The following is a 22,115-nucleotide window of genomic DNA, read 5'->3' on the forward strand; positions in this document are numbered from 1 at the left end:
GACCTGGGAGGATCGGCCCGGTGCCGACCGTCGACGTCCTCCCGCGCCTGACGCCCGCCGCGACCCTCGCGCTCGTGGGCACCGTGCTCGTCGACACCGGCGGCGGGATCGCCGACAACGTCGCCCGGGTGGAGCGGTTCCTCGCGGGACGGCCCGTCGAGCTGATCGCCCTGACCCACCCGCACCTGGATCACGCCGGGGGCGCGGCCGCGCTGCGGGACCGGCTCGGCGCGCCGATCGCGATGCACGCGGCGGACGTGACGACGCTCGAGCGCGACGCCGAACGCCTCCGGCAGCCGCTGCAGCCGTTCGCGGTGGACCGGCTGCTCGCCGACGGGGACGTGCTGCCGGGCGGCATCGAGGTGATCGCCACGCCGAGCCAGACTCCCGGCCACACCGCCTTCTGGGTCCCGGACGCCCGGACCGTCCTGACCGGCGACCTGCTGCAGCGCGACGACGTGGCCTGGCTGCCGCTCGGCGACGAGGTGCTGGACGCCTCCATCGCCTCGATCGACCGGCTCGCGAGGCTCGGGGCGCAGCGCGGTGTCCCCGGCCATGGGCCGGAGGTGCACGACGTGCCGGCGGCCGCTGCGGCGACGATCGCCCGCTACGAGCAGTGGCGCGTGCGGCCCGACCGGCAGGCGTGGCACGCGGGCCGGCGCATCACGGCCGGCCGCATCGCGCTCGACGACCCCACCCCGGCCCGCGCCGCCGCCGTCGACCTCGTGGCGGGGATACCGATCCTGGCCGAGTACGCGACGGCGGTCGACCTGTCGCCGCGTGCGTTCGCCGAGCAACTGGTGCAGCAGCTCCTGGAGTCCGGGGCGTTCGCCGAGCGCGACGGGCGCCTGGCCATCCGCTTCCCCTGCGAGCGCGTCGGCTGAACGCTCGCGCTCGGGCCGTGCTCCGGCCGGTGGCCTGCCCCGAACCTGAACCCGGGTTCCGCCACCGCCGCGGTGGTCAAGGTACGGACGACGAGCTCGGCGGATCACGGTCGGCTGCCGCACGGCCTGCGCATCGCCACCCGCGGCCAGCGGTCCAGCCCGGCAGCAGCCTCGGCCGACCGGACCGCGCGCAGTCCGGGGCCGAGCCGCGACTCCGGCACCACGTCGAATCCCAGCCGCGTGTAGTACGGCGCGTTCCACGGGACCTCGGCGAAGGTGGTCAGCGTCAGCGCCGGAAGGCCACGCTCCACCGACCACCCCGCGAGGTGGTCGACGAGCGACGCGCCCAGGCGCCTCCCGGCGGACGCCGGGTCGACGGACACCTGCTCGACGTGAGCGTCGCCGTCGACCACCGCCGCGATCAGGTAGGCCAGCGGGCCGTCGCCGGGGCCGACCGCCACCCAGGCCCGCCCGGCGTCCACGAACGCGGCGAGCTCGGTGTCCGACGGTGGCTCATCGTCGGCGACGGCGGCCATCCCGAGCGCGCGGAACGCCTCGCCCGCGGCCCGCTCGATGGCCTGCAGGCGCGCGATGTCGCCGTGGCGGGCGGCGCGGATGGCTGTCCCGGCGGCGGGCACGGCGACCAGCGTACGTCCCGACCGGCGATGAGGCCTTTAGGTCGATGGTCCATCATCCGGTGATGGAGATGCGGGTGGAACCGGACGCGGTGCTGGTGGTGGCGGGCGTGCCAGGTGCGGGCAAGACGACGTTGATCGACCGCGCCGTCGACCGGGCGGCCACCACCGTCGTCGACACCGACGACCGTCGCCGCGAAGGTCGGGCGTCCCGGTACAAGCCCGTGCGCGTCGCCGGCCACTACCGGCGGATCGTCGCCGCGATCCTGCTCCGCCGGGGCGCGCCGGTGGTCGTCCACAGCCGTGGCACGACCACGCTCGCCCGGCGCGCCTTCCCGCTCCTCGCCCGGGTCCGCGGCCGGCCGGCACACCTGGTCCTGCTGACGGTCTCGACCGAAGCGGCCCTCGCCGGGCAACGGCAGCGCGGCCGCATCATCCCCGGACGGGAGATGCGCGGACACATCGAGCGGTTCGGCGCTGTCGTCGCCGACCCGGAGCGGCTCGCGCGCCGCGAGGGCTGGGCGTCCGTGACGGTGCTCGACCGCGAGCGCGCCTCGGCGCTCGCCCGCATCGGCGCCTGACACCCCGGGTTGCCTCCCGCGCCGCGGTGCGACAGGCTCGTCGGCATGGACAACATGCTCTCCCAGTTCGACGAGACCACCTCGTCGCAGGCGTTCTCCCTGCAGAACGACAAGCTCCTGAAGGTCGCCCTGAACGGGATGACTATCCAGTCCAAGCACGGCGCGATGGTCGCCTACCAGGGCGACGTGACCTTCACGCACGCCGGGGGCGGGGGCCTCGGGCGCATGGTCCAGAAGGCCGTCACCGGCGAGGGGACCACGCTCACGAAGATCTCGGGCTCGGGTGAGGTCTTCCTCGCCGACACCGCCAAGGACATCCACATCATCCGGCTTCAGAGCGACAAGCTGACGGTCAACGGCTCGAGCCTGCTTGCGTTCGACGCCGGGATCGACTGGTCGATCGAGCGGATGAAGGGCGCGGGCGCGATGGTCGGCGGCGGGCTCTTCAACACGTCGCTCTCGGGCACCGGCGCCGTGGCCATCACGACCGACGGGCCGCCGGTGCGGCTCGACGTCGCCTCCGCCCCCACCTTCGTCGACCCGCAGGCCGTGATCGCGTGGTCCTCGGGCGTGACCGTCTCGATCAAGACGGCGATGTCCGCGAAGAACCTGATCGGCCGCGGGTCCGGCGAGTCGATCCAGCTGGCGATGGGGGGCATAGGTTGGGTGCTGGTGCAGCCGTCAGAGGGACGGCCGGTCGCCGCCGGCTGACCGTCTGACGCGTTCCGCGTCGCCCGTCCCGGCGGCGGCGTGCGACGATTCTGCGACATGGCCGCGACGACCACCACACAGGCGCACGCCGCTGACACCCACGACCTGATCCGCGTGCACGGCGCGCGTGTGAACAACCTCAAGGACGTCAGCATCGAGATCCCGAAGCGCCGCCTGACGGTGTTCACCGGCGTCTCCGGGTCGGGGAAGAGCTCGCTGGTCTTCGGGACGATCGCCGCCGAGTCCCAGCGGCTGATCAACGAGACCTACAGCGCGTTCGTGCAGGGCTTCATGCCGACGCAGGCGCGGCCTGACGTGGACGTCCTGGACGGGCTGACGACGGCGATCATCGTCGACCAGGAGCGGATGGGCGGCAACCCGCGCTCGACGGTCGGCACCGCGACCGACGCCAACGCGATGCTGCGGATCCTTTTCAGCCGCCTGGGACAGCCGCACCTCGGCTCGCCGCAGGCGTACTCGTTCAACGTCGCCTCGATCTCCGGGACGGGCGCGGTCACCGTCGACCGCGGCGGCGCCACCAAGAAGGAGAAGCGCAGCTTCAGCATCACCGGCGGGATGTGCCCGAACTGCGAGGGCCGCGGCGCCGTCAACGACTTCGACCTGTCCGCGCTGTACGACGACACGAAGTCCCTGAACGAGGGCGCGCTGACGATCCCCGGCTACACGATGGAGGGCTGGTACGGCCGCATCTTCCGCGGCTGCGGCTTCTTCGACCCTGACAAGCCGATCCGGAAGTACACCAAGAAGGAGCTCCACGACCTGCTCCACAAGGAGCCGACGAAGCTCAAGATCGACGGCATCAACCTCACCTACTCGGGCCTGATCCCGCAGATCAAGAAGTCCTACCTCGCCAAGGACGTCGACGCGATGCAGCCGCACATCCGCGCGTTCGTCGAGCGCGCGATCACGTTCACCACGTGCCCGGACTGCGACGGCACCCGGCTGAGCGAGGCGACCCGCGGCTCGAAGGTCCACGGGAAGAACATCGCCGACGTCTGCGCCATGCAGATCAGCGACCTCGCCGAATGGGTATCCGAACTGGACGAGCCGTCCGTCGCCCCGCTGCTGACCGCACTGGGCCACACCCTCGACTCGTTCGTGGAGATCGGCCTCGGCTACCTGAGCCTCGACCGGCCGGCGGGCACCCTGTCCGGCGGCGAGGCGCAGCGCACGAAGATGATCCGGCACCTGGGCTCCTCGCTCACCGACGTCACGTACGTCTTCGACGAGCCCACGATCGGCCTGCACCCGCACGACATCGAGCGGATGAACAGCCTCCTGCTGCGCTTGCGGGACAAGGGCAACACGGTTCTCGTCGTCGAGCACAAGCCCGAGGCCATCGCGATCGCCGACCACGTCGTCGACCTCGGTCCGAGGGCCGGCAGCGGCGGCGGCGAGGTCGTCTTCGAGGGCACCATCGAGGGACTGCGCGCGAGCGACACCCTCACCGGCCGCCACCTCGACGACCGCGCGCAGCTGAAGGCCGACGTCCGGACGCCGACCGGCACCATGGAGGTCCGCGGGGCGGACACCCACAACCTGCAGGGCGTCGACGTCGACATCCCGCTGGGCGTGCTGGTCGTCGTCACGGGCGTGGCCGGCTCGGGCAAGAGCTCGCTGATCCACGGCTCGGTCGCCGGCCGCGACGGCGTGGTCGCCGTCGACCAGGGGGCGATCAAGGGCTCGCGGCGGAGCAACCCGGCGACGTACACGGGGCTACTGGACCCGATCCGCAAGGCATTCGCGAAGGCCAACGGCGTGAAGCCGGCGCTCTTCAGCGCCAACTCCGAGGGCGCCTGCCCGAACTGCAACGGCGCCGGGGTCATCTACACCGACCTCGCGATGATGGCGGGCGTCGCCAACCCGTGCGAGGTCTGCGAGGGCAAGCGCTTCCAGGCCGAGGTCCTCGAGTACGAGTTCGGCGGACGGGACATCAGCCAGGTCCTGGCGATGCCGGTGGCGGAGGCCGCAGGGTTCTTCGGCACCGGGGACGGAAAGATCCTCGCCGCGCACAGGATCCTCACCCGGCTCGATGACGTCGGGCTCGGCTACGTCAGCCTCGGGCAGCCGCTCACGACGCTCTCCGGCGGCGAGCGGCAGCGGCTCAAGCTCGCCACCCACATGGCGGCGGAGGGTGGGGTCTACGTGCTCGACGAGCCGACGACCGGCCTGCACCTCGCCGACGTCGAGCAGCTGCTCGCCCTGCTCGACCGGCTCGTCGACTCCGGGAAGTCCGTGATCGTGATCGAGCACCACCAGGCGGTGATGGCGCACGCCGACCACCTGATCGACCTCGGCCCCGGCGCCGGCCACGACGGCGGCCGGATCGTGTTCCAGGGCACCCCGGCGGAGCTCGTCGCGAGCCGCTCGACCATCACCGGCGAGCACCTCGCGGCCTACGTGGGCACCTGACCCGGCGGTGCGGCGACGCGACCTCGCGGCCTGGGCGCTCGCCGCGGCGGTCGCCGCCACCCTGTGGTCGTCCTACCTCCCCTGGCCGGTCCGCGGCCGCCTCGACGCGGTCGCGCCGTTCACCCAACTGCTGGCGATCCGGCCGCTGCTCGCGACGGTCGCGCTGGTCAGCGGGATCGCGGGCCTGGTGGTCCTCCGGCGCCTGCGCTGGACGCCCTACCCCGCGCTGCTGCTGCTCGTTGCGGCGAGCGCAGCGCTCGGCCAGGTCGCGCCGCGTGCCCTCTCCCGGGCTGACCCGGCGCCCGCGAGCGCGCCGCGGCTGACGATCGTGGTCGCGAACCTGCTGCGCTCGAGCGTCGCCCCGGCGGTCCTCGTCGACCTGCAGCGTCGCACCGGGGCGGACGTCCTCGCGCTGCCTGAGACGAACGTCCGCCGGGCGCGCGGCGTCGCCCTCGGCCTGAGGGCGGCGACCGGTGAGGCGTGGGTCGCCGAGGGCGACCGCGTCATCGGCTCGCCGACGAGTCGCACCGCGCGGCCGACGGCGCTCGTGGTCCGGGCGTCCCTAGGCCCGGTGCGCCTCGCCGAGCGCGCGTCGCGGCCCGGGTCCGGGTCCGGCCGGAACGGCCAGGTCCTCGTCCGGCTGACCCGCATCCCGGACAGCGGCGGCCGCCCTGTCCGCGGAGCGACCGCCACCGTCGCGGCCGTCCACCCCCGGCCGCCCCTCCCGGGCCCCGGCCAGGCGACCTGGCGCAGCGACCTGCTCGCCCTCCGCGACGCGTGCCGCCGTGGTGTCCTGGTCGCCGGCGACCTGAACGCGACGATCGACCACTCGCCCATGCGTGCGCTGAAGCGTGCAGGTTGTGAGGACGCGGCGGCGGCGACGGGTGCCGGGCTGCAGACGACCTGGGCGGGTGGCCCCCTGCGCCTCGTCCGCCCGACGATCGACCACGTCCTGACCAGCGGCGACTGGCGGGCCACTGACGCCGGCGTCCTGGACCTCCGCGGCAGCGACCACCGCGCGGTCTGGGCGACCGTGGTCGCGGCGCCAGGCTGACGACCGCCGCCGCCGGCGGCACCCCAGGGGGTGGCAGCACCAGCTGTCGGAAAACGACATCTGGCGCTGCCACCCCCGCTTCCTGCGCGTCTCGCGGCGGCCTGAGCTGAGCCGACGCGTTCGTCACGTGCTGCGGCTTCAGGATCCGCCCCGGCGCGCCGATGGGCCGGTCATGGGTACACGGGGCAGGTACGCGGCCGCGCTCGCGCTGATGGTCGCCGCGTTGGCGGGCGGATGTGGTGGCGACGCCGGCGGCGATCCGACGTCGAGCGGTGGCGCCGCGGCGTCCACCGCCACCTCGGCGAAGGCCACGAAGCGAACCCCGTCGCCGTCACCGGGTCCGTCAGAGCTGGAGGCCGGGCTGGCCGAGGCCCGAACCGCCTTCGAGAAGCAGGGCGTCCCCACGTCGGTGATCGAGTGCACGGTGCGCCGCATCCGCACCCAACTGCCGAAGGTGAACGTCAGGCTCGACACCCCGGCCGCCGAGCGCCTGTCCGACCGGATCTTCGGCAGCTGCATCGCCGACGACGACGAGGGCATCGACTGGTTCCGCCGGAACCTCGCCGTCGAGATCGGCGGCGCGAAGACCACGAAGGACGCGCCGGCCGACTACCTGGCCTGCATCCGGACCCGTATCGCCGCACTGCCCGCGAGCCAGATCCGAGAGGCCCTCTCGAAGGAAGGTGCGGTCTCGACGAAGGCCGTCGTGACCCGAATCTCCTACCGCCCGATCGCCTACTGCTCCTCCATCTCCAGCGTCGCGCCAGGCATCGCCCAGGCAATGGCCGACGGCCTCGCGGAAGAGGCTCGGTCATTTGGTGGGACGGCGATGCGGCCGTGCCTGCGCCGGTACTTCGACAAGCTCCCGGCGGCAAAGCTGGAGCAGGCATTCCTCGGCCGTGCGCTCCGCCTGAAATCCGGCTTGGCCGTCTATCAGCAGGCCCTCGCCGCCTGCTGACGCTCCCGGCGTCGGCAGCAGCGGCCCGCGCCCAAGGGGTTGGCACTCCCTGGCACCGCCAGCTACCATGCGCCACATGACAGTCGCGACCGATCGTTCACGCGGCAGCCAGGTTCTCCGCGGCGCACTGGACGTCTGCCTGCTCGCGGTGATCAGCGAGGAGCCGGTCTACGGCTACGCGATCACCAAGGCGCTGACCGACCGCGGGCTTGCGTCGGTCGGCGAGGGGTCGATCTATCCGGTCCTCGGCCGGCTGGAGCGCGCCGGCCTCGTGCACACCTTCCGGCGCGAGAGCGAGAGCGGCGGCCCGCCGCGCAAGTACTACGTCCTCAGCCCTGACGGTGAGACCGCGCTGGACAGCTGGCGCGAGCACTGGGTCCAGACCCGCTCGGCCATCGACCGAGTCCTGCAGACGACCAAGGAGCACCGATGAGCCCGTTCGTCACCACCTGCCGTGAGACCTGGCGCGCGCTCGGCGTCGCGCAGCTCGCCATCGACGAGATGGCCGCCGAGCTCGAGGCCGACCTTGCCGACGCACAGGCCGACGGCGTGCCCGCCCGCGCCGTGACGGGGGACGACCCCGTCCGCCTCGCCACCGACTGGGCCCACGCTCGCGGCCTCGTGCCGATCGGCGACGACGACCCGACCGCGCGACCCGCCGTGCCCGCGGCACCGTCGGCACCGGATGGGGGTCGCCGCAGGCCGCGGGTGGCGACCGTCGTCGCGGTCGCCGCCTCGGCCGTCAGCGTCCTCGCGTTGGCCGTCGCCTACCTCGCCGTCGACGGGCGGGACGACAGCACCGCCCGGACTCAGGCCGTCGTCCCCCGTGCGGTCGCCCCCGCCGCGAGACCGGCGCCGATCGCGGCGACCGCCCCGCAGCGGCGCGCCCACCGCGTGAGCGTCTACAACGGCACGCGCGTCTCGGGGGTCGCCCGGAGGGCCGGCCAGCAGATCGAGGCGGCCGGCTACCCGCTCGATCAGGTCGGCCAGGCGCTGGACTCCCGGCGCGCGACCAGCGCGGTCGCCTACGCCCCCACCGGCCGGGCCGCCGCGCTGGAGATCGCACGGCTCCTGAAGCTGAGCCCGGCCGTCGTCGCCCCCGTGACGAGTACGGCGCCGGCGCCGACGAGCCGCGAGCCCGGCGCGGTCACGGTCACGCTGGGGTACGACGCGGCGCGCTGAGTCGCGCGCCGGCGCCGGTCCGCCGTCGGCGTGTGGTCAAAAGCGCCCCCTGGGGGAGCTCTGGACCACACGCCGCCTCTTAGTCCGTCTCCGTGCCGACCACGCGGAGCTTGTCGTCGAGCGTGACCTCGATCAGCAACCCGCGGGCGTCGCGGACCTCGACCTGCGCGAGGTTGTCGTCGCGCTCCACGCTGACCGCGTCACCCGGGACAGCGCCGACGGCGGCGGCGACCATGCGCCGGGCCTCCGCGTCGCGGATGCCGTCCTCGACGACGAGACGCGGCGCGGTGGACGGCGACGAGCCGGCCACGCCCGGCGCCGGATCGGCCTGGATGATGCGCGTGGGCTCGTCGTCACCGGTCAGCTCGCCGACGGCGAGCGTCCCCGCGATCCCGACCGCCGCAGCGGCCAGGATCAGCCCCACGTTGCGCAGGCGGCGCATCAGTCGTCCTCGCGCTCGAGGCGCTCGCTCGAGGTGCGGGTGGTGCAGCGGTCCGCCCGGCAGGCGCGGACGCGGATCGAGACGCGGTCACCGGCACCGGCACCGCGCGCGGCGACGGCCCGCGACCAGTCGCGCGTGCGGTCCTCGCGGTCGGTGTCGGTCAGTCGGCCGGCGCCCGCGCGGCCCAGGTAGGTGAACGTGACCCGGGTGGCGGTGTCCGCCGTCTCGGCCTCGAGGCGCAGGCGGCCGTTCCGCAGCAGGTCGGCGTCGATGTCGGTCACGCGGGGGGCGGCGACCTTGGCGGCCAGCGGCTGGGGAGCGGCCGACGCGGGGGCGGCGGAGGCCGTCCCGGCGCGGTCGGTGGCGGCCGAACCGCTGAGCAGCACGGCCGATGAGAGAAGCGATGTCAGGAACATGTCCTGTGTTCTACGCGGCTGCAGATGACGGGACGATGACAACCGCCTGCAGGCCGCCGCCCTCCCGGGAACGCAGCTCGGCCGTCCCGCCGTGCGCCTCCGCGATCGCCCGGACGATGGCCAGGCCGAGGCCGCTGCCGGCTGACGAGCGGGACGAGTCGGGCCGGCTGAAGCGCTCGAAGGCCCGCTCGGCGAAACCGGCGGGCAACCCGGGGCCGCGGTCGGCCACCCAGAGCTCGACGTCCGCGCCGGTCGCCTGTGCCCCGAGCTCGACCGGCCCCGCGCCGTGCTTCAGCGCGTTGTCGACAAGCGCCACCAGCGCCTGCTCGAGCCGGTCACGGTCGCCGTGGACCACGAGGCCCTCCGGTGCATGGACCGCCAGCGTCCTGCCGGCCGCCGAGGCCGCCGCCCCCACCCTGGCCCCGACGCCGTAGAGCAACCCGACAGCGTCGAGCGGCTGCGGTCGCACGTCGAGCGCGCCGTCGTCCCCGCGGGCCAGGAGCAGTAGGTGCTCGGTCAGCCCGGTGAGCTTGACGGTTTCCTCCAGCGCGGACGCGAGCGCCGCCCGCAGCTCCTCCGGGGACCGCTCACCCCGCAGCGCGAGCTCGAGCTCGGTCTGCTGGATCGCGAGCGGCGTGCGCAGCTCATGCCCCGCGTCCGCCACGAACGCCCGCTCGTGGCGCAGCGCGGCCTGCAGCCGGTCGAGCATCGCGTTCAGCGTGGTCCCGAGGCGGCCGACCTCGTCGCGTGCCGCCGTCACCGGAAGGCGCTCGTCGGACGCGTCGCCGCCGATCAGCGCCGCCCGCCGCCGCATCGACTCGACCGGCCGCAGCGCCCCCGCGACCGCGCCGTATCCGACCAGGCAGGCACCGAGCAGCACCAGGGGCCCGGCGATCAGCAGGACGCGGGTCAGGGCGTGGAGCGCGTCGTCGGTGTCCTCGAACGTCGTCCCGGCGATGATCGCGTAGCGGCGCCCCTTGACCGTCGTCGAGCGGGCGAGCAGCCGGGCGAGGTCCTCCTCGAAGGCTTCTGGCGCCGTCTCCTCCAGGGCCTCCAGGTCCACCTCCTCGACGTCCTCGGCGTCGTCGAGCTCGATCCCGCGCAGCCGGACGGTGAGCCCCTCGACCGCCGAACGGCGCCCGGGCGCATCGAGCAGCGGCGTGCGCGGCACCCCCGGGGTGGCGAGGACCACGCGGCCCTCGGGGTCGAGGATCTGGGTGAAGCTCTCCCCCGGGTCGTCGATGCCCGCGGTCAGCCCGGCCCGGGGTCCGCCGGCGTCGCGCAGCAGCCGGCCGGCGATCGCCACCCGGGTCTGCAGACCGTCGTCGACCGCGTCGGTCAGCTGGTCCTCGAGGCCCTCGCGGACGGCGATCCCGGCGGCCAGCAGCAGGACGGCCGCCGCCAGCGCGAACGCGGCGACCACCCGCACCCGGACGCCGACCCGCGCCGCGAAGGCCCGCGGCGACCGCATCTTCATGCGACGTCCAGCCGGTAGCCCCGGCCGCGCACCGTCGTGAGCTGGTCGACGCCGAACGGCCGGTCGACCTTCTCGCGCAGCCGCCGCATCACGACGTCGACCACGTTCGACCTGTTCTCGTAGCTGTGGTCCCACCCGAGCTCGAGCAGGACACCGCGCGAGAGCACCTCCCCCGGCCGCCGCAGGAACGCCGCGAGCAGCAAGAACTCCTTCGCCGACAGCTGCAGCTCGGTGTCGCCCCGCCAGGCCCGGCCGGCGGCCGGGTCCAGGCGCAGATCGCCGGCCGTGAGCTGTGGCGGCCGCTCCCGTGCCCCGCGCCGCACGAGCGCCCGCAGCCGCGCCAGCAGCTCGTCGGCGGCGAACGGCTTCACCAGGTAGTCGTCGGCGCCCGTGTCCAGGCCGTCGACGCGGTCCTCCACGCTGCCTCGTGCCGTCAGCATCAGGACGGGCGTCCAGACGTCGGCGTCGCGGAGCCGGCGGCAGACCTCGAGGCCGTCGATGTCGGGCAGGTTCAGGTCCAGGACGAGCGCCTCGTAGCCGGTGGACTCCGCCATCCACAGCGCCTCGGCTCCTGTCACGGCGACGTCGACGACCGCGCCATCCTCGCGCAGCAGCCGCGCGATCAGCGCAGCCATCTTCGCTTCGTCCTCGACGACCAGGATCCGCACCAGGACATCTTGCCGAGTCACGCGCGCCCCGGTCGCGGCGGGACGTGCCGTACCGCGGTCGCTCAACGCTGCGGCGCACACGCGGGATCGGTGTCCCCGGCGACGCGCCCGGATGTCCACGTACCCGACCGGGTCCTACACCGGCGACACCTGAAGCCGTAGGTTTCCACGCGTGCCTGGTCCCCTGTCCCGGGTGGCGACGACGCTCGCCGCCACCGCAGCGCTGACATGCGCCGCCACGCCGTCCGCGGTCGCCGCGACGAAGGGCGACGAGCGGCCGCTCGTCTACCTCATCGTCGTCGACGGCCTCGACGGCGACCGCTACGACAGCGGTCGCCTGCCGTTCCTGCGGTCGCTCGGCGGGACGTACTTCCGCGAGTCGCGGTCGGTGATGATCGCCGAGACCAATCCGAACCACACCGCGATGATCACCGGCGCCTACGGCGACACGTCCGGCATCCCCGGCAACGCTTTCGCGCTCTTCGCCCCGCTCGAGAACGAGGACAGCTGCCGCGCGACCGGCCCCGAGGACCTCACCAAGGGCCCGACGATCACCTCCGGCGAGAACGCCAACTGCCTCCAGGCCGAGACGCTGTTCGCGGCACTGAAGCGGCAGGCCGGGACCCGCTACGGCAGCGCGTTCGCGACGGGCAAGCCCAAGCTCGGGCGGCTGTTCTCCGGCCGCACGCGGGACCCCGCGCGCAGCGACGCCGACGTGATCTTCGCGCCGTGCTCCGGTGACGACCTGCCCGGCGAGGCGGCGTACTGCTCCGGCGTCCCGCTGAACCCGGTGTCCGGCTACGCGCTCGACGACCGCACGGTGATGGACGCCGTCCTCGCCCAGCTGTCCCAGGGTCCCGGGGGCGCGCGACCGGACTTCTCCTTCGTCAACCTGCACCAGGTCGACTCGATCGGCCACATCAGCGGCACCGGCCCGCTGTACGACGCGGCCGCCGGCGAAGCCGACGCGCAGCTGCGCCGGCTCGTCGACCGCCTCAAGGCGCGCGACGAGTGGAAGCGCACGGTGATGATCGTCGTCAGCGACCACTCGATGGAGACGACGCTGACCAAGTCCACGCTCACATCCCGCTACACGGCCGCCGGCGTGCCGGCGAGCGCGTTCACGGTGGTCCAGAACGGCTCTGTCGACATGGTCTACCTCAACGACCGCACCTCCCCGGAGCGCTTCGCGCTGCTCGCGAAGCTGCGCGCGGCGACGCTGGCCGGCGGCGGGACGAGCGAGGTCCTCTACCGCGAGCCCAACCCCGTCGACGGCGGGACCACCCACACGATCGGAGCCGTCCACCCGGCCTGGCACGCGGGCGGCCCCCGCCACGGCGATCTGTTCGTCACCGCTGCGCCGGGCGGCGCCTTCTCCGACCCCGGCGAGTTCTCGAACCCGATCCCGGGCAACCACGGCGGTCCGCAGACGCGCGACAACCTGTTCGTCGTGACCGGCGGCTCCGCTGCGGTCCGCAACCAGACCGTGACCGGCGTCACCGGGCCGTTCCTGGACGACACCCTCACGAACGTCACGAGCGCGGAGAACGTGGACCCGGCCGCGACCGCCGCTGGGCTGCTCGGCGTCGAAGCGCCGGCGCAGAGCCAGGGCCGCTTCCTCGCCGAGGCGTTCGACCTGGGCAAGCTGCCCGGCGGCGGGCGGCCCGAGGTGCTGCCGACGCTGTCGCTCAGCCGGCCCTCGCGCGGCACGGTCCGCGTCCAGACCTTCCGCGTCGGCAGCCGGGAGGCGCGGGTCAGCCTGCGTGACCTGCGGACCGGTCGTGTGCGCCAGGTCGCGAAGCGGACGGGACTGCGGACCGTGCTGGTGCGGGGTGTCGCCGGCCGTCGCTACGAGGTCCGGGTGCGGGTCCGCAGCACGGCCACGGGGGTCCTGTCGGACACGGTGCGTCGCCGGGTCACGCTCCGCCGTTAGCGGCCCGCGTGGGCGGTCGCCTCTCGCGGGCGCGCCGGTCAGCCGCCCGCGGGCACGATCCGCGGCGTTCCGGTCTGGAAGCCGTCCCCGGGCGTGTAGGTCAGCGGCACCGTGACGGTCCGGCCGTTCGCGATGTCGCCGACGCAGTCCACGCGCAGCGTCACGCCGTCGACCCGCAGGCCGGAGGTCGGGCAGCGCACGTTCGTGAGCCCCTTGATGTCGGCCACGTCCCCGAAGGCACGCTGCGCCGCTGCGACCGCGCCGCCGTTGTCGAACGCGTCGATCGCCGCTTTGGCGGTCTGGACCGCGTTCTGCGCGCTGTCGACGCTCTGGCGGACCTCGGCGATCTCCTCACCGCAGCCGGAGGCCGCGAGGGCGACCACGGCGAAGGGCAGGGCGAGCCGGCGGGACGTTCGCATGGCCGTCAACGGTACCTGCGCGAACATCGCGGCGCATCAGCGGCTCTGGTCCGCGAGCGATGCCCAGCGCACCGCGGGAGGGGAGACGGACGTCGCGGCGGCTCGGCTCAGCGACCGATGGCGACACGGGCCGGCCAGCCCGTCACGTGGACCGTGGTCCAGTCACCGCGGATCAGCGTCCGGGGAGACAGCCCGAGCCAGCCGAGCCACGCGAACCGCACGTCCTCGATGACGGCGCCTCGACCCGCTGCGTCCGCGACCACGTCGCCCGGGCGGAGCCCGCTGGCGGCGATCGGAACGAGGGTCAGCACTCGGGCCATGTGAAAGACCATACGATCAGATACTGAACCGCGGATCAACGTGGAACCCGCCGGGTCGCGGCGCCGGTCGCCCCAGGCGGGCCCCGACGGTCCGGCTGCGAAAGACGCGAAGCGTCCGGTCGCCTGTCAATCGGCGTCCGGCAGCACCATTGCCGGCCAGGTCCTGGAACGAGTGCAGGCACGCCGCGTGGGCCGGGGGCGTCCGCCCGCGTGCGCCGCGCTCACGGGCCGGGGTGCCAGGCGACCACGTGGGTCGGACCGGCATCCCGGGGTGCCGCCGGGCCGTCGAGGTTCTGCAGCACGTAGCCGTGTCCCTCGAGCAGGTCGGCCACCTCGTGGTTCGTCTCGTGCAGCTCGATGACAAGCACCGGTCGCACGTCGGCCAGGAGCCCGGACATGCCCTGCAGCGCGGCCCTCTCGGATCCCTCGACGTCGAGCTTGATGAGCCGTGGCGGGCCGGACGCACCCCAGTCCAGCGTGTCGAGCGCGACGACGTCGACGTCGATTGTCGCGACCGCCCGGGCGTGGCTGCCGCGGTCGGCGAGGTGCGACCAGCTGTGCTCGTCGACCAGCAGGAACGGGGCGCGACCGGCGGCGGCGCCGACCGCCGCCTGGTGGACGACGACGTGCTCGAACCCGTTGACCTGCGCGTTGCGGCGGCAGGCGCCCGCCTCCCGCGGGGACGGCTCGAACGCATGGACCCGCCCGTCCGGCCCCGTGAGCCGGGCGAGCACGAGCGAGAAGAAGCCGATGTTGGCGCCGACGTCGCAGACCACGTCGCCGGGCGACACGTGGCGGCGCAGCGCCTCCTGGACACCGGGCTCAAGGGTCCCGCGGACCAGGCCGTGGGCCTGCACGTGACGCAGGGGCAGCGCGGGGCCGAAGAGGTGCAGCCCCGCGGCGATCCCGCCGCTGATGCGCACGTCGCCGCGGCCGGCCAGCGCCTCGCACGCCCTCAGCGGCCGGTCGACCACCGGATGCCGCCGGGTCTGCTGGACGCGGTCGTACGGGAGCCGGGAGAACGCGCGATAGAGGCGGCTGCGCGCGGCCGGGAGGAGTGCGTTCATCGCCCTAAGCCTTGCAATCGTCCCGCTCGCCGCGCACGCACGCGGATCCTGGGCCCGGACATCTGACCTCCGACCGCCCGCGCGGGGTCAGGCGCGCTCGGCCCGGAGCAGGCGAACGGCCGTCGTCGCGTCCATCACGGCGAGGCCGGCCAGGACGCAGGCGGCGGTGCGCGCCGCTGCGGACCGCGTCGAGGTCGCGGCCACGCCGTCGAGGTACGCCGCCTGCACGACGCTGACCGCAGCGCGCCCGACCATCCAGGCGGACTGCGGACGGCCCAGGGCCAGCCCCGGCACGAGCAGCAGGTCGGCGAGCCCGACGGCGCGGATCCCGCGCTCGTGCCCCTCGAGTCCGAGGGGGCCGGCGGCGACCTGGGGGCTCGCGGCGAGCGCGACGCCGGCGACGAGGGTGATGCCGGCGATGACCTTGGGGACCTGCTGCGGGGTGACCATGTCCGGATGCATACCACGCCCCCGCGCGCGCGTGCGGGACCCGGCGCCGCGGGCGTCACGCCCCGATCGGCGTCCGCTCCCACTCGCGACGCTGTGTGTCGAACGCACCCCAGTCGAGCCCGTCGTCGCCGCCGCGACCGTCCGGGCCGGACGGGTCGTTCGGCCGATTGCCGCCCGGTCCGTCGCCGCCGCCGCCGTCGTCCTCCGGCGGCTCGCTCGCGTAGGCGTAGAGCAGCGACGGGGGCAGCGCGGCCGACAGCACGCCGAGCCCGCCTCCGCTCAGCATCGGGTCGCCGACGATCGCCCCCGCGATCGCCGCGAGGCCGCAGACGACCAGGAGGAGCAGCGGCACGAGCAGGCGCCGGGGCCGCGGCGGGCGCAGGTTGTGGAGGACGAGGGCGAGCATCGAGCGCGAAGAACGCTGACGCCCGGACGCGCATTCGTCAACCGCGCCGCTGCGCCATGGGCCGACGGATCCTGATGCGGCGGGCCTCGTGGCGCGGCGGGCATCTGCGACGCTGCGGCGCGATGGAGGGAGTCGACCGCTACCAGCAGCTGCTGCGTGCGCCGCACGTGACGGCGATGACGGCGGCCGCGCTGCTGGCCCGGATGCCGCTGGGCATCGTCGGCCTCGCGCTCGTCCTGTTCTTCCGCGAGGAGACCGGCTCATACGCCACCGCGGGCGCGGTCGCAGCGGCTTTCGCGGTCGGCAGCGCCGTCGCGGCACCGGTCGCGAGCCGCGTCGTCGATCGGCTGGGGCCGCCGCGCGTGCTGCTGCCGATGAGCGTCGTCCACGCGGTGACGCTGCTGGCGACCGTCGCCCTCGGGTACGCGAGTGCGCCGACCGTCGCCTGTGTGGCGACCGCCCTCGTCTCCGGCACCGCGCTGCCGCCCATCTCCGCCGTGATGCGAACGCTGTGGCCGGGTCTGCTCGGCGGGCGGGAGGACCTCGTGACCACCGCGTTCGCTCTCGACGCCGTGATCGTCGAGCTGGTCTTCGTCTCCGGGCCCCTGACCGTTGCGCTGCTGACGGCCATCCTCGCCCCCGCCGCCGCCCTCATCGTCTCGGCGGCCGTCGCGCTGATCGGGACGCTCATCTTCGCGACCCGTCCCCCGTCACTCGCCCGCGAACCGGTGCCGCGCGCCGCCGACGCCACGGCGTTCGGCGTCCTCCGCGCCCGCGGGCTGCAGACCCTGGTGTTCGGGACGCTGCCGCTCGGGTTCGCGCTGGGGTCGACCGAGGTCATCCTCCCCGCTTTCGCCGAGACCGAGGGGCACCGCGCCCTCGCCGGCGTGCTGCTCGCGGTCTGGACGATCGGGAGCGCCGCCGGCGGCATCGTCTACGGCGCCCGAAGCCACGAGCGCCCGCTGGCGGATCGGTTCGTGGCCTACGCGCTGATCATGCCGCTGACGCTGCTGCCGCTCGCGCTCGCGCCGTCGCTGCCCGTGATGCTGCTGATGGTCCTACCCGCGGGGGCGATCATCGCGCCGACGCTCGCCGCCGCCAACCAGCTGGTCGCCCAGGTCACGCCCCCGGGCCAGCAGACCGAGGCCTACTCGTGGCCCCTGACGGCGCTCGTGCTCGGGGTCGCCTCGGGGAACGCGGCCGGCGGCGCGATCGTGGAGGCGGCCGACTGGCAGACGGCGTTCGTCGTCGCCGGGCTGACCGGGCTCGCCGGCGGCGCGCTGCTGCTCGCACGTCGCGCGACGCTGCGCCCGCTGCTGCCGGCCGTCTGACGGGGCGCCCGCCCCTCCCAACGCCGGGGCTGCCTCCCCCGCCGGTGGGACGCCCTCACGTCCAGCCGCGCCTATGGTCGGCTGGTCGACTCCGGTACGTCGCACCCGAGCGGGTGCGGGCGAGGTCGATCCGCGAAACGAGACCGAGGAGATCACATGGGCCGTATGTCCCCCGAGGTGATGCAGCATCCGCTGGACACCGCATGGCAGAACGTCTTCACCTACGCCAGCTGGGGCATCGTCCTGATCATGGTCGTGATCGCGGTGCGCAAGGCGAAGACGGAGCGCACGCCGTTCTACCTGATGGCGATCGTCGCGGCCGGCGTCGGCGCCTTCGCCGAGCCGCTCTACGACGTCGCGTTCGACCTGTGGTTCTACGACGCGAAGGCCGACGGCACCCCCGGTGCCGCGCAGGCGCACTTCACCGCCTTCGACATCGTGCAGCCCAACTGGACGCACAGCGGCTACATCATCCTCTACGCGATGGCGTGCCTGTACGCCGGCAAGCGCATCTACGACGGCCGGATGACGCGGGTCAACCTCTTCCAGATCTGGCTGCTGGAGATCGCGGCCTCCTGCGTCTTCGAGGTCATCGGAACCGGGGTCAACGTCTACACGTACTACGGCCCCTACGAGCTGCGGATCGGGAACTACCCCCTCGTCATCGGCGTGCTCGAAGGCACGCAGGTGATGCTGTTCACCGTCCTCGCGGTCCAGATCTGGCGGCGCGTGAAGACGGGCTGGGGAACCGCGGCGCTGATCCCCGCGTTCCCCATCACGATGCTCGGCGGGAACTTCGGGCTCGGATGGCCGATCATCATCGCGCTGCACCTCGACGAGCCGTCCTTCAGCAGCACGATCGTGTGGATCGGGACCTTCGTCTCGATCGGCCTCTGCGCGCTCGCCGTCCGCGGCGCCAGCCTGTTCCTCCCGGAGCCGCCCGAGGACGAGGCCCCGGCCCCGGTCGCGCCGCCCCCGGTCCGCGAGCGCGTCCCGGCCTGATCGACCTCTCCGGCCGCGTCCCTGCGGGGGCGCGGACCGTGCCGCGGGCGCGCCGTACGATGCGGCGCATGCCGCAGCGACGCCTGCCCGCCCTGCTCACAGCTCTCGTGGCGCTGGGCGGGACCGCCGTGGCGGTACCCAGGCCTGCCGCCGGCGCCCCCGTGATCCACGCGCACCGCGGCGGCGTGCTCGACGACGGGGTGCCGGTCCGTCCCGAGGACACGCTCGAGGCGTTCCGGCACACGGCGGCTGCGTATCCGGACGCGTGGCTCGAGCTCGACGCCGTCGTCTCCCGGGACGGTGTGCCGTTCGTGATGCACGACTCGACGCTCGACCGGACGACCGACTGCGAGGGGGCGGTAGGCGAGCGGACCGCCGCCGCCATCGACTCCTGCCGGGTGGACGTGATCGGCACCGCGCAGACGCTCGCGCCGCTCCCGCCCGGCGCCGCCCCGGTCCGGGTGCCGTGCCTGGCGGAGGTCCTTGCGTTCGCGCGCGAGGCGGGCAGGCCGGTCAACGTCGAGATCAAGCGGATCCCCGGGGACCCCGGCTACGTGCCACTCGACGAGGCGTTCGCGACGGCGGTCATGCGCGTCGTCGCCGCCGCGGACCTGGACCCGGCCAAGCTCATCGTGCAGAGCTTCGACCCGACGAACCTGGAGACCGCCAGGCGACTGCTGCCGGGGGTCCAGCTGTCGTTCCTGACGCTGCGCGCGGCCGACGCGATCGGCCCGGCGGTGGCGTCGGCCCTCGGCTACCAGTGGGTCTCGCCGGGCGGTGTCCCGGACGCGGCCTACATGGCGCAGGCGCGCGCGGCGGGCCTGAAGGTGGTCCCGTACACGCTGAACACCACGGCCGAGGTGCGGGCAGCGGCCGCGGCGGGCGTCGACGCGATCATCACCGACGACGTGCCGGTGGCACGGCGGGCGCTGGGGCTGCCGGTCCCGGCCGTCAGCGCCGCTGTGCCGAGCACCTCGGGAGCGGCCGGCGGGACGGTCGGCTTCCCCGCCCGGACACGCCGGCAGGTGCTCGCCCGCGGCGGGGTCGCGGTCGCCCTGCGCAGCAGCGGCCCGCCGGCCCGAGCGACGGTGCAGCTCCGACGCGGCCGGGTCGTCGTCGCGGCCGGGACCGTCCGGGTGGCCGCGGCCGGGACACGGCGTTCGCTGATCCGGCTCACGCCCGCCGGGCGCCGCGTCCTGCGCGCAGCCCGCCGCCCGCTGAAGCTGCAGGCTCGCGTCCGGGTCGACGGGCGGCGAACGGTCGTCCGGGCGATCACGCTGCGCTGAACCGAAACGATCGCCTTCGTCTGCCGCCCGCTGCCCGGCGGTCCGCCGGCCACCGAGCGCCGGGGCCTTGGGCAGGTCCGGTCGACCACGCCGCCACGCCGCCGCGGTTCCCCCGGGAGTGGGTCCGCGCAGCGCCCGGGGTGATGCGGGAGAGTTCCGCCCCATGCCCGAGCAGCAGATCGCCCAGGACGCCGTCCATCGCTTCCTCGCGGGCGACTGCGCCGCGGCGGCGCTCGGCGTCACGGTCAGCCACGTCGCTCCCGGGGAGGTCACCGCGCACATGACCGTCGGGGACGCGATGGTCAACGGTCACGGGAGCGCGCACGGCTCGGTGCTGTTCGCGCTCGCCGACATCGCCTTCGCGATGGCCTGCAACTCGCACGGCTACCTGGCGATCGGCCGTTCCTGCCAGATCGAGTACCTCGCCCCCGCATTTCCCGGACAGGCCATCACCGCCACCGCCGTCGAGCGTTCGGTCGTCGGGCGCGGCGCGATCTACGACGTCGCCGTCACGCGCGACGCGGACGGGCTCCTGCTGGCGGAGCTGCGCGCCAACAGCCGGCAACTGGCCGACCGCCCCGCCTGAGGTCGCGGGTCGACCGCTGCCGGCGGCCGCCGTCAGTCGCCGAAGTCGACCTCGGCGGACGCGACGATGTCCCCGCCGCGGGCGGACGCCGCCAGCTCGCCGTCCTCGACCAGCGCCTCGAGCAGTCGCCGCTCCTCGGGGTCGGCGCCGCTCTCGTCGAGCAGCCGGCCGACGTCGAACTGCAGTCGCGTCGCCGCCGGGTCCTCGCGCGACGTCCTCACCGCTGCGACCTTCCGGGCCAGCGCCTTCGACGACGCCACGACGAAGACATCGCCGATGACGCCGTAGACCACGCCGTCCGCCCCGGTGACGTTCTCGGCGGCGTCGACACCCGACACGCTGTAGAGCAGCTCGTCCGTGGACGTCGGGTCCTTCGGGTCGCCACCGATCAGCTTCAGGGTCACCGCCCCGAGGAACGACGCCGCTTCGGGGACCAGCGGTGCGTCCGGGGCGACGAGCAGCAGGCCGGCCAGGCCGGTCGACCCCAGTCCGTTGAGCCCGTCGAGGATCGCCGGGAGCCGCGGGACGAGGGTCGGCAGCAGCTTGCGCATCGCCGCCGGGTCGCGGAGGCTGCTGCGCGCGGCGAACTCGGTGGTGCCGCGGTCGGTCGGCATCAGCAGCGACTGGCTCGGCCCCGAGAACTGCTGCAGCACTCCGGTCTCGAACGTGAGGCCGGTGTCGGCCTCCAGCGCTTCGACCGCCTCGACGAAGTCCGAGTCCGGGTAGACCGCACGCACGAGCCGCGCCAGGAAGACGGTCGTCAGGCTCTGGTCCGCCGAACCCGAGCCGAGGCCGACGCCCGTCGGCACGTCGACGGCACGCGCGGCCGGGAGTGGCAGGCGGCTCGCGGGCAGGCCGTCGAAGTCGACGCGCGCGTCGGCTTCGACGCCGTCCTCGTCCAGGCCCAGCGTCGCCGTGACGCGCCGGAGCGCACGGCCGGGCGGTGTCGCCTTCGCCCGCGTGAGCTCGCCGCTGTCCAGGAGCGCACCGAGCGCGTCGGGCTGCAACCGGACGTCGAGCAGGGCCTTCGTCCGCGGCAGCAGGGCAGCGGACACCCCGCGGCCGGCGAGGATGCGGCTCAGCGCTGCGCCGTCGTCGTCGTCGTCGGACAGGCTCAGAACCAAGGTGTCCCCGCCGGCCAGGGCCAGGCCGTCGGCCAGCTGCACGGCGTCCTTCACGCCCGGGAGGGCCGTGCGCGAGAGGCCCTGCTTCTCGAGCTTCTCGAGGACGCGGTCGAGCGCCTTCGTGTCCGGGACGCGGTAGACGAGCGCCCCGTCGATCGTGGGCTCGCTGTCGGCGGCGGCCGTGAGCGCCCGCCGGATGGTCGCTTCGGGGAGGTCGCGGACCCGGCGCCCGCTGCGGTCGACGTAGTACCCCCTGCCTCGGGCGTCGGGGTTCTCGTCGAACACGGGCGTCGGGTCCACGCGCTCGACGATCCGCTGCTGGTCCGGCGGCAGCGCCGGCGCCGGGGTGACGGCCGCGCCGCCGACGAGGTGCCCGCCGAGCAGCGGCTCGATGTCGTCGGTGAACGAGAGCCCGACGAACCGCGCCGCGATGTCGAGCGCGCCATCGAGGGTCGGTGGGGACGCCGCGATGCCGAGCACGCCCGGCAGTGCGCCGGTCTTCGCCACGCGGGCGTAGAGCGTCTTGAGCGCCTGCCACTGCGGACCGTCGTAGTCCAGATCAAGGGTCGCTGCCGCGTCGGTCCCCGCCGGGAGGTAGCGGGCCGCGAACGCCGCAGCGTCCGGGCTGCGACCGCCGTCGTCGCCCTCCTCGCCGCAGCCCGTGCCAAGCCCAAGGGCCACCGCCGCCGCCACGATCCCTGCCGTCCGCCTCGCGCGCATGCCGGGACGCTACCCGGACGCGCACAACGC

24 protein-coding genes are annotated in these 22,115 nt (G+C 74.3%); 13 read left to right on the plus strand and 11 right to left on the minus strand.

Annotation, left to right across the window (positions count from 1 at the left end):
* Positions 1-20 precede the first annotated feature (20 nt).
* On the plus strand, positions 21-884 hold the full coding sequence (locus DSM112329_RS13755) for an MBL fold metallo-hydrolase (protein ID WP_354702396.1): 864 nt from the start codon (positions 21-23) through the stop codon (positions 882-884).
* Between the two features lie 104 nt (positions 885-988).
* Here the strand turns inward: DSM112329_RS13755 and DSM112329_RS13760 are convergent, their stop codons facing one another.
* Entirely contained in the window at positions 989-1,522 is a 534-nt protein-coding gene (locus DSM112329_RS13760; protein WP_354702397.1) for a GNAT family N-acetyltransferase, read from the minus strand.
* Positions 1,523-1,566: 44 nt separating this feature from the next.
* Here DSM112329_RS13760 and DSM112329_RS13765 point away from each other — a divergent pair, with 44 nt between their 5' ends.
* The 7 genes from DSM112329_RS13765 to DSM112329_RS13795 all read left to right on the plus strand — a co-directional run bounded on the left by DSM112329_RS13765 (position 1,567) and on the right by DSM112329_RS13795 (position 8,438).
* A complete protein-coding gene (locus DSM112329_RS13765) occupies positions 1,567-2,100 on the plus strand; it encodes an AAA family ATPase (protein ID WP_354702398.1) in 534 nt (177 codons plus the stop codon).
* A 45-nt stretch (positions 2,101-2,145) separates the two neighbouring features.
* A complete protein-coding gene (locus DSM112329_RS13770; protein ID WP_354702399.1) occupies positions 2,146-2,811 on the plus strand; it encodes an AIM24 family protein in 666 nt (221 codons plus the stop codon).
* Between the two features lie 57 nt (positions 2,812-2,868).
* Positions 2,869-5,244: an excinuclease ABC subunit UvrA gene (locus DSM112329_RS13775; RefSeq protein ID WP_354702400.1), complete on the plus strand. Its 2,376-nt coding sequence runs from the start codon at positions 2,869-2,871 to the stop codon at positions 5,242-5,244.
* A 7-nt stretch (positions 5,245-5,251) separates the two neighbouring features.
* Positions 5,252-6,298 carry an endonuclease/exonuclease/phosphatase family protein gene (locus tag DSM112329_RS13780; RefSeq protein WP_354702401.1) on the plus strand — a complete coding sequence of 349 codons (1,047 nt, stop codon included), beginning with the start codon at positions 5,252-5,254 and terminating at the stop codon, positions 6,296-6,298.
* A gap of 172 nt (positions 6,299-6,470) precedes the next feature.
* Positions 6,471-7,256, plus strand: coding sequence for a hypothetical protein (locus tag DSM112329_RS13785; protein ID WP_354702402.1), 786 nt, complete (start codon positions 6,471-6,473; stop codon positions 7,254-7,256).
* A gap of 76 nt (positions 7,257-7,332) precedes the next feature.
* A complete protein-coding gene (locus DSM112329_RS13790) occupies positions 7,333-7,689 on the plus strand; it encodes a PadR family transcriptional regulator (RefSeq protein WP_354702403.1) in 357 nt (118 codons plus the stop codon).
* Entirely contained in the window at positions 7,686-8,438 is a 753-nt protein-coding gene (locus DSM112329_RS13795; RefSeq protein ID WP_354702404.1) for a LytR C-terminal domain-containing protein, read from the plus strand. The genes DSM112329_RS13790 and DSM112329_RS13795 overlap by 4 nt, the downstream gene beginning before the upstream one ends.
* A 79-nt stretch (positions 8,439-8,517) precedes the next feature.
* Here DSM112329_RS13795 and DSM112329_RS13800 read toward each other — a convergent pair whose 3' ends face one another.
* Genes DSM112329_RS13800 through DSM112329_RS13815 form a run of 4 tightly spaced genes read right to left on the minus strand, consistent with a single transcriptional unit; the run spans position 8,518 to position 11,462 of the window.
* Positions 8,518-8,880 (minus strand): hypothetical protein, encoded by a 363-nt coding sequence (locus DSM112329_RS13800; RefSeq protein ID WP_354702405.1) that lies wholly within the window; start codon positions 8,878-8,880, stop codon positions 8,518-8,520.
* Positions 8,880-9,296, minus strand: a complete 417-nt coding sequence (locus DSM112329_RS13805) for a hypothetical protein (protein WP_354702406.1) — start codon at positions 9,294-9,296, stop codon at positions 8,880-8,882. The genes DSM112329_RS13800 and DSM112329_RS13805 overlap by 1 nt, the downstream gene beginning before the upstream one ends.
* A gap of 10 nt (positions 9,297-9,306) precedes the next feature.
* On the minus strand, positions 9,307-10,773 hold the full coding sequence (locus DSM112329_RS13810; RefSeq protein WP_354702407.1) for an ATP-binding protein: 1,467 nt from the start codon (positions 10,771-10,773) through the stop codon (positions 9,307-9,309).
* On the minus strand, positions 10,770-11,462 hold the full coding sequence (locus DSM112329_RS13815; protein ID WP_354702408.1) for a response regulator transcription factor: 693 nt from the start codon (positions 11,460-11,462) through the stop codon (positions 10,770-10,772). Before DSM112329_RS13815 ends, DSM112329_RS13810 begins: the two co-directional genes overlap by 4 nt.
* Positions 11,463-11,613: 151 nt before the next feature.
* On the opposite strand from DSM112329_RS13815, the gene DSM112329_RS13820 reads away from it, so the two are divergent.
* On the plus strand, positions 11,614-13,374 hold the full coding sequence (locus DSM112329_RS13820; RefSeq protein ID WP_354702409.1) for an alkaline phosphatase family protein: 1,761 nt from the start codon (positions 11,614-11,616) through the stop codon (positions 13,372-13,374).
* Between the two features lie 38 nt (positions 13,375-13,412).
* Here DSM112329_RS13820 and DSM112329_RS13825 read toward each other — a convergent pair whose 3' ends face one another.
* The 5 genes from DSM112329_RS13825 to DSM112329_RS13845 all read right to left on the minus strand — a co-directional run bounded on the left by DSM112329_RS13825 (position 13,413) and on the right by DSM112329_RS13845 (position 16,036).
* Positions 13,413-13,793 carry a hypothetical protein gene (locus tag DSM112329_RS13825; RefSeq protein ID WP_354702410.1) on the minus strand — a complete coding sequence of 127 codons (381 nt, stop codon included), beginning with the start codon at positions 13,791-13,793 and terminating at the stop codon, positions 13,413-13,415.
* A 107-nt stretch (positions 13,794-13,900) separates the two neighbouring features.
* Positions 13,901-14,113, minus strand: coding sequence for a hypothetical protein (locus DSM112329_RS13830; protein ID WP_354702411.1), 213 nt, complete (start codon positions 14,111-14,113; stop codon positions 13,901-13,903).
* Positions 14,114-14,334: 221 nt separating this feature from the next.
* Positions 14,335-15,180, minus strand: a complete 846-nt coding sequence (locus DSM112329_RS13835; RefSeq protein ID WP_354702412.1) for an FkbM family methyltransferase — start codon at positions 15,178-15,180, stop codon at positions 14,335-14,337.
* A gap of 87 nt (positions 15,181-15,267) precedes the next feature.
* Positions 15,268-15,630 (minus strand): hypothetical protein, encoded by a 363-nt coding sequence (locus DSM112329_RS13840; protein ID WP_354702413.1) that lies wholly within the window; start codon positions 15,628-15,630, stop codon positions 15,268-15,270.
* Between the two features lie 55 nt (positions 15,631-15,685).
* The gene (locus tag DSM112329_RS13845; RefSeq protein ID WP_354702414.1) at positions 15,686-16,036 is read right to left on the minus strand and encodes a hypothetical protein; all 351 of its coding nucleotides are present in this window, start codon (positions 16,034-16,036) and stop codon (positions 15,686-15,688) included.
* 122 nt (positions 16,037-16,158) lie between these two features.
* Here DSM112329_RS13845 and DSM112329_RS13850 point away from each other — a divergent pair, with 122 nt between their 5' ends.
* The 4 genes from DSM112329_RS13850 (at position 16,159) to DSM112329_RS13865 (ending at position 20,241) form a co-directional block, all read left to right on the plus strand.
* A complete protein-coding gene (locus DSM112329_RS13850) occupies positions 16,159-17,367 on the plus strand; it encodes an MFS transporter (protein ID WP_354702415.1) in 1,209 nt (402 codons plus the stop codon).
* A 156-nt stretch (positions 17,368-17,523) separates the two neighbouring features.
* On the plus strand, positions 17,524-18,369 hold the full coding sequence (locus DSM112329_RS13855) for a hypothetical protein (protein ID WP_354702416.1): 846 nt from the start codon (positions 17,524-17,526) through the stop codon (positions 18,367-18,369).
* A 68-nt stretch (positions 18,370-18,437) separates the two neighbouring features.
* Complete coding sequence (locus DSM112329_RS13860; RefSeq protein WP_354702417.1) at positions 18,438-19,655, plus strand: glycerophosphodiester phosphodiesterase family protein; 1,218 nt, start codon at positions 18,438-18,440, stop codon at positions 19,653-19,655.
* Between the two features lie 163 nt (positions 19,656-19,818).
* The gene (locus DSM112329_RS13865) at positions 19,819-20,241 is read left to right on the plus strand and encodes a hotdog fold thioesterase (RefSeq protein WP_354702418.1); all 423 of its coding nucleotides are present in this window, start codon (positions 19,819-19,821) and stop codon (positions 20,239-20,241) included.
* A 32-nt stretch (positions 20,242-20,273) separates the two neighbouring features.
* On the opposite strand, the gene DSM112329_RS13870 is transcribed toward DSM112329_RS13865, so the two are convergent.
* The gene (locus DSM112329_RS13870; protein WP_354702419.1) at positions 20,274-22,085 is read right to left on the minus strand and encodes a hypothetical protein; all 1,812 of its coding nucleotides are present in this window, start codon (positions 22,083-22,085) and stop codon (positions 20,274-20,276) included.
* Positions 22,086-22,115 lie beyond the last annotated feature (30 nt).

It is taken from the genome of Paraconexibacter sp. AEG42_29 (assembly GCF_040581415.1).
In the GTDB taxonomy this organism is placed as follows: Bacteria; Actinomycetota; Thermoleophilia; order Solirubrobacterales; family Solirubrobacteraceae; genus Paraconexibacter.